Genomic DNA, 12,056 nt, shown 5'->3' with positions numbered 1-12,056 from the left:
ATCCGGCGTGCCGCAAGACACTGTCATTCAACGAATTAGTTTCGAATCCGACTCTTAGTAACGAATGCAAGCCTCTGATTCTAATGGCTTAAGAGTATGAAACACCATCGATCGTGCTGCCTTTTCATACCGAAGGTTAGTAATGCACGCTTGCTGACACAATGGTTAACGCAGTTTTAATACTTGTTAACTTCGCGTATACCAAAGTTCGACCCCAACAATCGAGTCGCAACCGAAAAGGGGCAGCAAACTCCAATCCAAGGATAATGCACATGCGCAGGATGATGATTGCGGCCGTTGCGGCCACGGCCCTTATTTCGACTTCAGCAATTGCCGCCGTTTCGTTCAATTACGACACCGGCACAGGCTTCGTCGGCAAGGGCGACGTTTCTGTGCTTTACGGCTGGAACAACGCCCAGGCGAAGGCCAACATGACGGCAGACGCGCTGTCATTCTACACCCTCTCCAGTTCCGAAGTCGAAGCCACGTGCGAATGGACGACCGGCGTCAAGAAGAAGACCACACACAGGAAAGTACGCAAGATCGCAGTGATCGATGCCAACGCCGTGACCTTCGATGTTCGCAACAACAAGAACGGCACTGTTACGGGTATCAACCTGCTTGGCTATGGTGCTGATCTTGGTTCGACCACCGACGCTCCCGAAGTCGGCTCAGTCTGCCTCGGCGACGGTAACGAAGACAATGGCGCCAACGGCATCATTACCAGCGTCGTGGAAGTCCCCGGCTCGGATTCTGGAGACATGCTTTACGTGTCGTTCGGCGGCGTCGACTATGCCCTGCCGAACACTCCGATCGTCACCACCACGATCTGATCGACGGCTTGATGTCCTTGGAGAGGGTGCCGGGCAACATCGGCACCCTTTTCCTTTGCGCCAGCGTGAATCCCTTCCGATTGCATCGGACGGATGGCTCCTAACTCCTGTTCTACCGCGTTTTCAGGGTCACCTGATGATGCCATCTGGTTCGAAAACGCCCAAGAGCACCTTCGTCAAAAGGTCTTGCGGACGCCGATCTGTATAGAGCGGCCCACAGCGTCGAGCAGGTAGGGCTGGTAGCGCAAGGGCGTGTTGCCGGTCCCGTCCGTCACGCGCTGCCGACTGTCGAACAGATTTCGCGCATTGATGCTGACGCGTGTGCCACTTGCCCAAGTTGCATCAGGCAACACGCGCCCAAGGTCGGCGAACAGGCGGACATCGATCAATGCGCGCGACGCATAGCGCAGATCTGCAGCAGACGGGGTAGTGCCGGCCCGGATACTTGTTGCACCTTTCCATGTCCCGCTGGACTGCAGCCCGAATCCCTTTCCTGCAATGCCGGCGTTAAATTGAATGGCGTGCCTGGCCTGTCCGCCGCCATAGCCGAATGCGCCGCCGTCAAGAAGATCGACGCTCGGCAAACCTGCACGGGCTAGGCGTTGGGCCTTGAGCGTCCACGTGTGGTTCAGGGAGAAGTTGACGCGCCAAGGCTTGGGCCCTTCCAGGCCCGGGCTGCCAGCCGTGCCATCTTCGTCGTTGTCGATCAGCGCCGTGCCCAGTTGACGGGCCAGTTGACGGGCCTGCCGGACCTGAGCCTTGCCGAAAAAGCGTGAGAAGTTGACGCCCCATCGTAGTTGCTCATGCTCCTCGCGCGCAAAGGACACCGGTCTATTGTCCACCCGGACGAGGCGGCCACTATCATCCCGACCAAATCGGTCAGCGAAAGCCTGCTGCACTTCGGCATTGAGCGGTGGCAGCGCACCGATCCTGTTGAGATAGCGTGTGCGCGTGAAATCTGCGTTGAGATTAAGCCTGCCGCGGTCCTGCAAGGCCAACGTCCCGCCGAAGCTCAAGGTTCTGCGACTTTCGTTGCGCAAGGCGGCATTCCCGCCACCGATGACGGTGACGTCCACCGTTTCATTGCGAATGAAATCGAAGAAGCGGACGTTTGGATAGACAATAACTGGAGCATTGATGATCGCCAGCTGCGGGGCAATGTCCTCGCCCGTGAACCCGCCCCGCAAGGAGACACTGGAAACCGGTTGCCAGTTCAAGCCGTAGGCGTGGTTCCACAGGCGCCCCACGCCGCTTGCGTTTCGCAAGCCCAGCGCAAGATTGGCCCGGAGATCCCCGATCGCCGCCAAGACATTGTTGCGCCGGCTTGCGAGGGGCACATCGACCGACACCTGCCCGTTCGCATCGTTCCTTCGTGTCGAAACGAGCGAGCCGTTGCTTTCCGAACGTTGCCAGTGGATGCCGCCCCCACCCCGGAGCGAAACCATGATCTCCCCGGTCGGCAATTTGACGGCCGGGCCCGTCAACGTCGCCTGTGCACTGGCCAGATCGCTGTTCGAACGGGCGACATCACGCCGGGAAATGCTGAGGAAGGCGTTCGGCACTTCAGCAAATGGGCTGAACAGGTTTGCATCAATTGCCGCTTGCAGAGCCGCAGTATCAACGCCCCGATCGGTCAGTGTCCGATCTTCGCGGTGATTGTAATTCAATGAAAGCGTGCCGGTCCACTTGCCCAGATTGTGGTTGATGGTTGCTGCCAGATTAGCCCCGCCTCCTTGCCGCTTGGCTTCAAGCGGCACCGGCAGATAGCGCGCCACATTGACAGCTTGCGAAAAGACCGAGACCGGACTGGCAGGGTCCAACCGTAGGAGCGCCGTGGCCGCCCCTTGCAGCGAACGGCTGCGGGTCAGCTCACCATTGGCGGTGATGTTGACATTCGTGCGGGGTCCGAGCCGGCGCCCCAGCGTCGCATTCATCGACCAGGTCCGGGAATCCGGCACCAGGCTGCGGTATGCCGCAATGCCATTCAGGTTCGTTGCATTGGCACTGGCAACAAACTGGGCCAGTGTCGGGTTAGTGGACGGAACGGCCGCCACCGTTACCCGGGTGCCGGCAAGCTGGCTGAACATGGGGTCGATTTCGTTGCCCGATCCTGCAAGAGCCACGACGTTGCCAGCAAGATCATAAGGTGTGGCCCCTGCCGGAGTGGGCAAGATCGGGCGGTCGCTTTCAAGCAGCATGTCGGTGTCACGCATGCGCGCCGTGATCGTGGTCCGGTTCGAACCTGATATCTTGGTGTACCCGGCGGCGGCGCCGGCTCCAGTCCCCTTGCCCGCAGTGGCGAAGGCGCCCTCGGCGTTGAGCGTCGCCTGGCGGAAAGCGGGCTTCAGTTGAATGTTGACGACACGACGCTCCGGTCGCTGACCGATGCGCGATGCGGTATCACGGGGAAGCAGCTGGATCTTGCGAAGCGCCTCGGGCGGCAAGTCGGCAATGTCATCAATTCCATTCGCCAACTGGCCATTGATCAGAACGACCGGGCCGTCATCGGAAGCGTCAATGCCGGATGCAACCTGATCGAGAAGGTCCCCCACCGTATCGGCTCCATAGGCCGAGATATCCGCTTCCTCGAGCTCATCCTCGGCAATGATGCCGTCTATGATCGACGTTTCGCGCTGCCCCTTTACGACGATGGGATCGCCCGTGTCTCGAGGAATTGCCGTCAGGGCGCCGGGAACCTGCGCATCCTGTTCAGCACCGGCGCCGAACGCGGGATGCGGCAAGAGGAGGCACGCAGCAGACAGCGCGACCGCTTCGCTTCTTGTCAGCGCATGAGACAAAGAGGCTCCCCCGTTTACCCCTCGAAAACAGGGCCGAACTTGGCAAAGATTTGCCATAATTGCCAGCCGATCCCGTTAAAGAGGAGCAGTAATCTGAAAAGCATTACTTTAGTTAAAGATAACTGCGCGATAAGCAGATCTGACGAGACACAGGTCGACGGTGATCCGTAAACATGACTAAACAGGTCTACGCCTTGTCTTGCGAAGGCCGCCGACCGGTAACCCGCTGGTAGAAGCGGGAGAAGTAGCTGGGGTCTTCGAAGCCGAGTTCGGCGGCAACCTGGGTGGCGGTGGCATTGGTATAACGCAGCAGGCGGTGGGCTTCGAGAGCGAGGCGGCGGTGGATCAGGTCCATCGGCGAACAGCCTAGCCGCGTGGCGGTGAGGCGCGAGAGCGTGCGCCGGGTCAGGCCAAGGGATCCGGCGTAGAAATCGAGATCGCGGTGCTGGCGGTAATGCAGTTCGACAAGTTCGCGGAAGCGGTCAAGACGCCGGTCGGAGCGCTCGAGCGCATCGCCTGCAGGAACATCCCTGACCAGCGTGCGGATCAGGCTTTCGGCCAACGAGAGGAACAAGGGGTCATGCTGCTGCCAGTCCTGCTGGAGCAAGAGCATTTCACGCGCCAGCCAGAACGCGCGGGTGGCAGCTTCTTCGGAAAGGGCAGCGATTCCGCCTTGGGCCAACGCGGGGAGCAGCGGGTCTGAAGGCTCTGCTGCGCGTGTGGAAAAGTCGGTGGACAAGGTGAGGACAAATCCGCTCGTCCCCTGACGGAAGCGGAAGCCGTGGACGGCAGCGGCAGGAACGATAACCCTGCCCGGCCCTTCCAGCCCGACGGTGCGCGTATCGAGCGTGATGGTGGCGTGTCCTTCCTCTACCAGAAGGACCTGCACGAAGTGGTCATGCCGATGGATGCCGATTTCCCAATCGTGCAGCGCGCTACGCTCGGCAATCGTCTCGATATGCGCAAAGCCGCCAGCGGTTGGCGCCATCCCTTCGCCATAGAGCGCGTATCTGGGAATTGCCTCGATCATGTCCCAAAAGTGCCAGCTGTTTGTCCTGACGCTGCATTCCTCCAGATGCCGCACTCTGTCAAATTCCGCAGGATCAGGCCCGCATCCCAGTGCGGGCCGCGTGGGAGAATTGTCATGAAGACCCAGGTCGCCATCATCGGCGCAGGCCCGGCCGGCCTGCTGCTCGGACACCTGCTCAAGGCCGAGGGCATCGATTGCGTGGTGCTCGAACGGCAGACGCCCGATTACGTGCTTGGCCGCATTCGCGCCGGGGTACTCGAACAGATCACGGTCGGCCTGATGGCACGCCTCGGGCTGGATGCGCGCCTCAAGGCCGAGGGACTGGTCGAGGAAGGCTTCAACCTTGCCGATGGCGAACGCCTGATCCGCATCGACGTCGCCAATCTCACCGGCAAGACGGTGGTGGTCTATGGCCAGACCGAGATCACCCGCGACCTGATGGACGCCGCCCCCGAACGCGGCCTGCAGGTGATCTATGGTGTTGGTGACGTTGCGCTGCATGACATCGAAAGCGAAGCGCCCTACGTCACCTATGCGGCCGACGGTACCCAGCTGCGTATCGATGCGCGCTTCATTGTCGGTTGCGACGGGTTCCATGGCCCCAGCCGCAAGGCCATCCCGGCCAGCGTGGCGCGCGAGTACGAGCGGGTCTATCCGTTTGGCTGGCTCGGCATCCTTGCCGATGTGCCGCCGTGCAATCATGAGCTGATCTACGCCAACCACGAGCGGGGCTTTGCCCTCGCCTCGATGCGCAGCCACACGCGCAGCCGCTATTACGTCGACGTGCCGCTGACCGAAAAGGTCGAGGACTGGTCGGACGAGCGCATCTGGGACGAGCTGGCGGTGCGCCTTGGGCCCGAGGCTGCGGCGAACATGACGCGCGGGCCTTCGATCGAAAAGTCGATCGCGCCTTTGCGCTCCTACGTGTTCGAACCGATGCGCCACGGCAGCCTGCTGCTGTGCGGCGATGCTGCGCACATTGTCCCGCCCACCGGCGCAAAGGGCCTGAATCTTGCCGCCAGCGACGTGCATTATGCCGCCGAAGCCCTGAGCGGATATTTCAAGCGTGCCGATAACGATGCGATCACGGGATACTCCGCCAAGGCGCTGGCCCGCGTGTGGAAGTCCGAGCGTTTCTCGTGGTCGCTGACCAAGCTGATGCATCGCTTCCCCGAGGACGGCCCGTTCGAGCGCGCCATGCAGGTGGCCGAGCTGGAGTACATCGCGTCCAGCAAGGCAGCGCAGACGAGCATCGCCGAGAATTACGTCGGCTTGCCGGTGTAACATCGTCATTTCACCGTCACAAAGTCGATACAGAAAGCTCCTGGAAACAGGGGCTTTCTTTACATGCGGCACATCGACATCCTGCTGACAGGCAACCTATCCGGAGGACGGGAACCCTTCGTTCATTCCGATCTGCGCGTGGTGTTTCACCGCTGGAAATCGGAGGCCCCCCTTCCCCTCATGGAAGGGCGGCCCTGGGCGTTCATCGATTGGGTGCTGGACGAAATGTCCGGCCTTGAACTGTGCCGCCGTCTGCGCTGCGGCGACAGCTTGGGGCAGGAAGCGCATATCACGATGATCCTCGAGGAAGACGACGCCGAGGCCAAGCGCCGCGCCCTGCGGGCCGGAGCGGATGACTATATCGTCGGTCCCGTTGACCGAGGCGCGATTCTCGACCGGGTGCTCTCCATCCAGCTTCCCGAGCACGAAGCGCCGACGCGCGTGCTGCGGTTGGGCGAACTGACGCTGGACCTTGCCGCGCTGCAGGCCCGCTGGCGGGAGAAGCCGCTGCTGCTGATGCCGAACGAGATGCGCCTGCTGCGCTACCTGATGGAGAAGCCCGGCCACGTATTCAGCCGCACGCAGCTGATTGCGGCATTGGGCAAGCACGACCAGCCGATTGACGAGAGGACCGTCGACGCCTGGATCAGCCGCCTGCGCCGCGCTTTGCGCGATGTCGGCGCAGGATCGCCGCTGCGCACGGTGCGCTCGATGGGGTACGTGCTGGATCGGCCGTAAGGTCAGGTTCGCAGGAATTCCGCCAGTTGACGCAGGCTTTCCGCCGTTCCATCGCAGGCGCCTGATGCCAGTTCCTGTTCGAGCGCTTCGGCACTTGGAAACAGGTTCGAAATGGTGACTTCGGTGCCGCCATCGCGCTCGGCAAAGCTGACCGTGGTTATCGCTCCGTCGGCGCTCTCTTCGTTGGTCCAGACGATCCTGAGATCCCGCTCGACTTCGAGATAGGTTCCGTAGAACGCCATCGGTCGATCCATGGACACGTGGCCGATCTCGAGCCGGTAAGTGCCGCCGACGCGCACGTCCATCTCGCACGAGACGAGCGTCATGCCGAATGACCGTGGCACCCACCACTGACGGAACAGCGCGGGGTCGGCCCATGCGCGATAGACCAGATGCACCGGCGCCCTGAAGCAACGGATGACGACCAGCTCCCTGTCCGACGGGCGTTCCACCCGCGTTTGCGGATCGGGGCTCTCAGCTTGACTGACCATCGTCATTCTCCCTTCGCATCATTGATTCAAGAACATTGTCCAGCGCGCCAAATCGGGCCTCCCAGGCCTGCCGGTAGCGCTCGATCCACGCGGCTTCGTCTTCCATGCGACGGGGCCCCAGCCGGCACTTGCGCACCCGTCCAATCTTCTCCGTGGCGACAAACCCGGCGGCCTCGAGCACGCCGACATGCTTCTTCATGCCGGTGAGCGTCATGCCGAAACGGGAGGCGAGATCGGTGATCGAGGCATCTGCCTGCACAAGGTGCAGCATGACTCCGCGCCGCGTGGGATCTGCCAGCGCCGCGAAAGCTGCATCAAGGCCGGACGACTCATACTGAACCATATGGTTCACTTTCTCACGATCAGGCCATTGCCACAACAAAAAAGAGGCGGCCTGTTGTGACAGGCCGCCTCTCGAGGGTGGTTGATCGGTGCGGCGTCAGAACGTCATCGAGGCCGAGAGCGCAAACGTGCGGCCAACATCGTAGGAGTTGACCTCGACGCGGTTGGCACCGGACTGCTGGTATTCGTAGTTGCGGCGGCCCGTGATGTTGCGCGCTTCGAACTTGAGTTCGAGATCCTGCTTGAACAGCTTGAAGCCCTGGCGTGCAACGAAATCGATGCGCAGGCCAGGGTCCTGCACCACATCGGGCTGGCCGGTGTTGAGCAGACCGCGGCTGAAGACGCGCTTGCTGGCATAGCTCAGCAGGATGGTCTGCTGCGAGAGCTTGTCGGTGTCTTCGAGCCCGAGCTGGACGTTGGCGATATGCTCGCTCTGCCCCGTCAGTGGCGCGCCATTGGTGAAGTAGTCGAGCGCGCGAGTCGATGCTGCGAGGTAGTACGACGTCTGATCGCCTTCCTTCACCTTCAGCTTCGACTTTGTGTAGGTATAATTGGCGATCAGGGCAAAGCGGCGAGACTCCCACATGCCGCCCCAGTCGGACATGTCGAAGTACTTCTGCAGTTCGACTTCGGCGCCGTAAAGATCGGCCTTGGGCGCGTTGGCGAAGCTGGTGATGAAGTTGTCGCTTTCGAGGCTGACGAAGCTCTCGATCGGCTTGTCGATGCGCTTCCAGAAGCCTGCGATCGAGAAGCGCTGGTCACGCCCATAGTACCACTCGTAGCGGGCCTCGGCGTTGGTCAGCGTGCTGTCCTGCAGGTTGGGGTTCCCGCGATAGGTGCGGTTGGTGTCGGGATCGAAGTAGAACTGGTAGATCAACTCGCGGAACTGCGGGCGGGCGATCGTCTTCGAGGCGTTGGCGCGCAACTGCATGTCGTCGCGGAACGACCAGGTCAAGGTGGCCGCCGGCAGCCAGTAATCGTTGTTCAGGTTGGTCGGCGCGGTGACCGTGGTCACGTCCTTGAACACCGGGATGGCCGCACCCCCCATCTTCGCCGTTTCATAGCGAACACCGGCATCGAGCTGCAGCGTATCGGTCAGCTGCGCATCGATCTTGGCGTAGGCACCATGGTTCTTCAGCGTAGCGAGGAAGGCGGGGTTGCCTTCGTTCGTATCGACCAGGCCGATGTTGAACGCCTTGATGACGGCGTTGCTCAACAGGTAGTCTGGACGGAACAGGTTTACGCCATCGGGCAGATCGACGGCACGCCACTGGAAATCGCGGCGCGAGCTGGTGCGGCGGGTATCGGTATAGGCATAACCAACCGTCGCGGTGATCGCGGGCGAGACCTTGTACGAAACGTCGATGCCGCCCGACCACAGATCTTCGTTGAGATCGGAAAAGCTGACGTTGGCGCGACCGGCGTTGCCATCGAGATTGTTGACGAAGTATTGGCCGAGCGGGTCCGAGGCGACATTGGTACGGACGTATTCGAAGCCCAGTTCGTAGGGCGCCTCGCGCTGCGAATTGGCGAAACCACCGCGCAGGTCGACGCTCAGCCCATCGAGCGGCTTGAGTTCGGCGACGATCTGGCTGTCGATCAGCTGGCGTTCGTACCATGCGGTTTCCTGCTGCTGCCAGTCTGCCGAAGTCTGGTTGCGCTGGCCAAGGCTGATGCGCGTGTGCTTGAGCGTGTCGCGGATGTAGAGGTTGGTCCAGCGGATCTTGTTGCGACCGAATTCGAGGCCAAGACCGAGCATGCCGTTGACGACGATGCGATTGTCGGTGGTCACGCGGCGGAAATCGGACTGGAGGTCAGCGAGATCGGATTCGACCGAAGTCTGGCTGAGCACGTCGCGAGTCAGCCACTTGTTGTTGTAGCCTGCGGTGGCGATGACGCCGAGCGTCGCGCCGCCGAGCTCGAACGGCTTGCCCGCCGAGAACGAAAGCGAGCCGTTGCCCGGCATGTTCGGGATGCGCTGGGTCAGGCCGTTGCGGGTGTTGACGATGCCCTGCCCCACGGCAACCGCATCGACATTGCCGGAACTCAGGCGTTCACCGCTGGCAAAGAAGCTCTGCAGTGCCTTCGTGTAATCACGCTGGCCGTTGTCGAAACCCGTCCAGTCAGTGCTGGAACCATAATAGGTGTAACCCAGCTGATTTGTGGTCTCGGTATCCCATGAACCGCCGATGCCGACGTTGACGAAGGCTTCCTGCGGGACCGACTTGGTGGTCAGATTGACCACGCCGCCGCCGAATTCGCCCGGGTAGTTCACCGAATAGGACTTCTGCACCAGCGACGAGGCGATGATGCTGGAGGGGAACAGGTCAAGCGGGACGACGCGCTTGAGCGGCTCCGGGCTTGGCAGAGGAGAGCCGTTCAGCAGCGCGAGCGAATAGCGATCGCCCAGGCCGCGCACGTAGACATAGCCGTTGCCGACGACGCTGAGGCCCGTCACGCGGCCAAGCGCGCCTGCGATGTTGCCTTCACCGGTTCGCGCGATTTCGGCGGTTCCGAGCACGGAGACGACCTGCGGGGCGGCACGCTGCAGGTTGCGGTCTCGCTGGCCGGTAACGACGATCTCGCCACCCGGAATGGAGACTTCCGGCGCTGCTTCCTGCGGCTGTTCCTCAACCTGAGGACCAGTCGCAGCCTGATCGGGCGAAGCCTCGGATGCCGGGGGCGGTGTCCGCATGGCTTCTTGCGCGTGGGCAAGCGCCGGGCAGATCAGCGCGGTGGAGAGCAGCAGCAGGTTTGCGAGCCGCGAGGTATTCATCTGTCGTCCCCCCTGGGGAAAAGGAATGTTCTGTAGTGCGGGAAAGGGGGCAGCCGTTGCCGGCCACCCCCCGGGTTTCCCGAAAGGCGCCGATCAGGTGGTCGGCAGCAGCGTGCAGGACTGGCTGGTGGTGCCGAAGTTCGCGGCCGTGCTGTTGCAGGTCCAGCCAGCGTACCAGGTGTCCGAGCTGTTGCGGACGGCACCGACATACGGTGCAGCCGAGAAGAACGAGGACAGCGTCGTCACGTCGAACGCCGTGACAGCGGTTTCATTGGCGCCGTTGATGTAGAGGCTGGCCAGCGTGGACGTGAAACCGGCGTTGTTGTTGTTCGCACCCGAGCCGAAGAAGCCGGCGACCTGTGCCGCAGTGTAGGCACCCGTACCGATAAAGCGGTCGTCACCGGTGCCAGCGCAGGACATGACCAACGAACGTGCGGTCAGGGTCGAGGAGGCCGTGCCGCCCGAGCCGTTCATGCGGATGCACTGGTTTGCCGGAGCGACGACGACACCGTTGTAAAGGTTGATGTCGGAGTTGCCGCGGAAGAACAGCGCCGCCTGGCCATTGGCTTCGTTGTTGCTGCTGGTGGCGGGCTGGATCGCGGTGAAGTTGGCAATGCGCGAAACCTGACGCGGCGTCTGGCTTTCGTTGCCATTGCTGTCGAGCTCCATCAGCGTGTCGCCCGCGCCCGAACGCTGGATCAGCAGCAGATACTGCAGGTTCGCCTGCACGCCGGTGTCCATGTCGAGGCTGTCATCGTCAGCACCGACAGAGATGTAGTGCTTCATGTTGACAGTGCCGCCGAAGAACTCGGCGCCATCGTCCGAACTGTTGTAGCTCTGGATATAGTCCAGCTCGGTGCCCGAGCCGACGCCTTCGAGCGTAAGGGCCTGCAGTTCGGAGTTCGAACCGAGCACGTAGCCCGAATAGCGGATCTGGACGTACTTCAGCGCACCACTGCTGTCGGCGCTGTTGGTGCCGCCGTAGAGAGCGGGATCCGCCGAACCTTCGGTCTGACGCTCGCAGGTGCTGGCGGTCGAACCGCTGGCGACCGAACCGGTGGTGCAGTCGGTGATCGGCGCGCGGCCCATCAGCACGACGCCGCCCCACTGGCCCTGCGAGGTCTCGGTGTTGAGGCCAAGCACGTTGTCGCGGCTGGTGAAGATGATCGGTGCGCTGGTAGTGCCAACCGCGTTGATCTTGTTGCCACGGTTGACGGCGAGCCAGGACGTGCCGGTATTGCCGAACAGGATCACGCCCGGCTGGATGGTCAGCGTCACGCCAGTGCTGGTGCTGCTGAAGCCGGCATCGGTGCCAACATCGACGCGCCCGTTGATGGAGTAGAGCAGGCCCGGGATCTTGGGGAGCGTGGTTGAACGGGTGATGCGGGCAGGCAGGGTGCACACGCGCCATGACCCCTGAGCCGAAGTGACCGTGCCCGCATCAGTCAAGCCGGTGGGGTCTTCGATGGTGGGGCAACCGGCTGCCGCGACGACCGGGCTCGTGGTTGGCGTGGGCGTGGGCGTCGGCGTCGGGGTCGGCGTAGGATTGATGACGACATTGCCGCCGGTGCCCGGCGAGGCGATGTCGGTCGGGCCGCAACCGGCGAGCGCAAGTCCGCTGCAGCCGACGAGCATAAGGCCGTGGATCTTCTTCACTTGGTATCCCCCATGGATAACAGCGGGAGCGATTCCCGCCAGGTCGAGGGGTGATCTAGGCGCGCAAAGTGACAGCCACTTTGCGGTTTCCTGACAGAAATAAGTCAG

General features: G+C 62.0%; 9 protein-coding genes. 3 read left to right on the top strand and 6 right to left on the bottom strand.

The features are described from left to right. The first annotated feature begins 272 nt into the window (after positions 1-272). Entirely contained in the window at positions 273-833 is a 561-nt protein-coding gene (locus AX703_RS08805; RefSeq protein WP_156451987.1) for a hypothetical protein, read from the top strand. 176 nt (positions 834-1,009) lie between these two features. Here AX703_RS08805 and AX703_RS08800 read toward each other — a convergent pair whose 3' ends face one another. Both AX703_RS08800 and AX703_RS08795 read right to left on the bottom strand, forming a co-directional pair. Next, positions 1,010-3,574 carry a hypothetical protein gene (locus AX703_RS08800; RefSeq protein ID WP_156451986.1) on the bottom strand — a complete coding sequence of 855 codons (2,565 nt, stop codon included), beginning with the start codon at positions 3,572-3,574 and terminating at the stop codon, positions 1,010-1,012. Between the two features lie 244 nt (positions 3,575-3,818). Next, positions 3,819-4,661, bottom strand: coding sequence for a helix-turn-helix domain-containing protein (locus AX703_RS08795; RefSeq protein ID WP_062343653.1), 843 nt, complete (start codon positions 4,659-4,661; stop codon positions 3,819-3,821). 114 nt (positions 4,662-4,775) lie between these two features. Here AX703_RS08795 and pobA point away from each other — a divergent pair, with 114 nt between their 5' ends. Together pobA and AX703_RS08785 are read left to right on the top strand one after the other, a co-directional pair. After that, on the top strand, positions 4,776-5,945 hold the full coding sequence (gene pobA / locus AX703_RS08790) for a 4-hydroxybenzoate 3-monooxygenase (RefSeq protein ID WP_062343652.1): 1,170 nt from the start codon (positions 4,776-4,778) through the stop codon (positions 5,943-5,945). A gap of 63 nt (positions 5,946-6,008) precedes the next feature. After that, positions 6,009-6,683 carry a response regulator transcription factor gene (locus AX703_RS08785; RefSeq protein WP_039335097.1) on the top strand — a complete coding sequence of 225 codons (675 nt, stop codon included), beginning with the start codon at positions 6,009-6,011 and terminating at the stop codon, positions 6,681-6,683. A gap of 2 nt (positions 6,684-6,685) precedes the next feature. Here the strand turns inward: AX703_RS08785 and AX703_RS08780 are convergent, their stop codons facing one another. The 4 genes from AX703_RS08780 to AX703_RS08765 all read right to left on the bottom strand — a co-directional run bounded on the left by AX703_RS08780 (position 6,686) and on the right by AX703_RS08765 (position 11,948). Next, positions 6,686-7,174 (bottom strand): SRPBCC domain-containing protein, encoded by a 489-nt coding sequence (locus tag AX703_RS08780; RefSeq protein ID WP_156451985.1) that lies wholly within the window; start codon positions 7,172-7,174, stop codon positions 6,686-6,688. Further along, entirely contained in the window at positions 7,158-7,517 is a 360-nt protein-coding gene (locus tag AX703_RS08775; RefSeq protein WP_062343650.1) for a helix-turn-helix transcriptional regulator, read from the bottom strand. Before AX703_RS08775 ends, AX703_RS08780 begins: the two co-directional genes overlap by 17 nt. A gap of 96 nt (positions 7,518-7,613) precedes the next feature. After that, entirely contained in the window at positions 7,614-10,292 is a 2,679-nt protein-coding gene (locus tag AX703_RS08770) for a TonB-dependent receptor domain-containing protein (protein ID WP_062343649.1), read from the bottom strand. A 93-nt stretch (positions 10,293-10,385) separates the two neighbouring features. Further along, positions 10,386-11,948: a hypothetical protein gene (locus AX703_RS08765; RefSeq protein ID WP_197423658.1), complete on the bottom strand. Its 1,563-nt coding sequence runs from the start codon at positions 11,946-11,948 to the stop codon at positions 10,386-10,388. Positions 11,949-12,056 lie beyond the last annotated feature (108 nt).

Source organism: Novosphingobium sp. CCH12-A3, from assembly GCF_001556015.1.
GTDB lineage: Bacteria > Pseudomonadota > Alphaproteobacteria > Sphingomonadales > Sphingomonadaceae > Novosphingobium > Novosphingobium subterraneum.
This window is presented reverse-complemented; position numbering and strand designations above follow the sequence as displayed.

What these genes read in the sequence shown, in the direction of transcription:
- AX703_RS08805 (WP_156451987.1), top strand. Translation starts at nt 273, where the DNA reads ATGCGCAGGATGATGATTGCGGCCGTTGCGGCCACGGCCCTTATTTCG.
- AX703_RS08795 (WP_062343653.1), bottom strand. Translation starts at nt 4,661, where the DNA reads ATGATCGAGGCAATTCCCAGATACGCGCTCTATGGCGAAGGGATGGCG.
- pobA (WP_062343652.1), top strand. Translation starts at nt 4,776, where the DNA reads ATGAAGACCCAGGTCGCCATCATCGGCGCAGGCCCGGCCGGCCTGCTG.
- AX703_RS08785 (WP_039335097.1), top strand. Translation starts at nt 6,009, where the DNA reads ATGCGGCACATCGACATCCTGCTGACAGGCAACCTATCCGGAGGACGG.
- AX703_RS08780 (WP_156451985.1), bottom strand. Translation starts at nt 7,174, where the DNA reads ATGGTCAGTCAAGCTGAGAGCCCCGATCCGCAAACGCGGGTGGAACGC.
- AX703_RS08775 (WP_062343650.1), bottom strand. Translation starts at nt 7,517, where the DNA reads ATGGTTCAGTATGAGTCGTCCGGCCTTGATGCAGCTTTCGCGGCGCTG.
- AX703_RS08770 (WP_062343649.1), bottom strand. Translation starts at nt 10,292, where the DNA reads ATGAATACCTCGCGGCTCGCAAACCTGCTGCTGCTCTCCACCGCGCTG.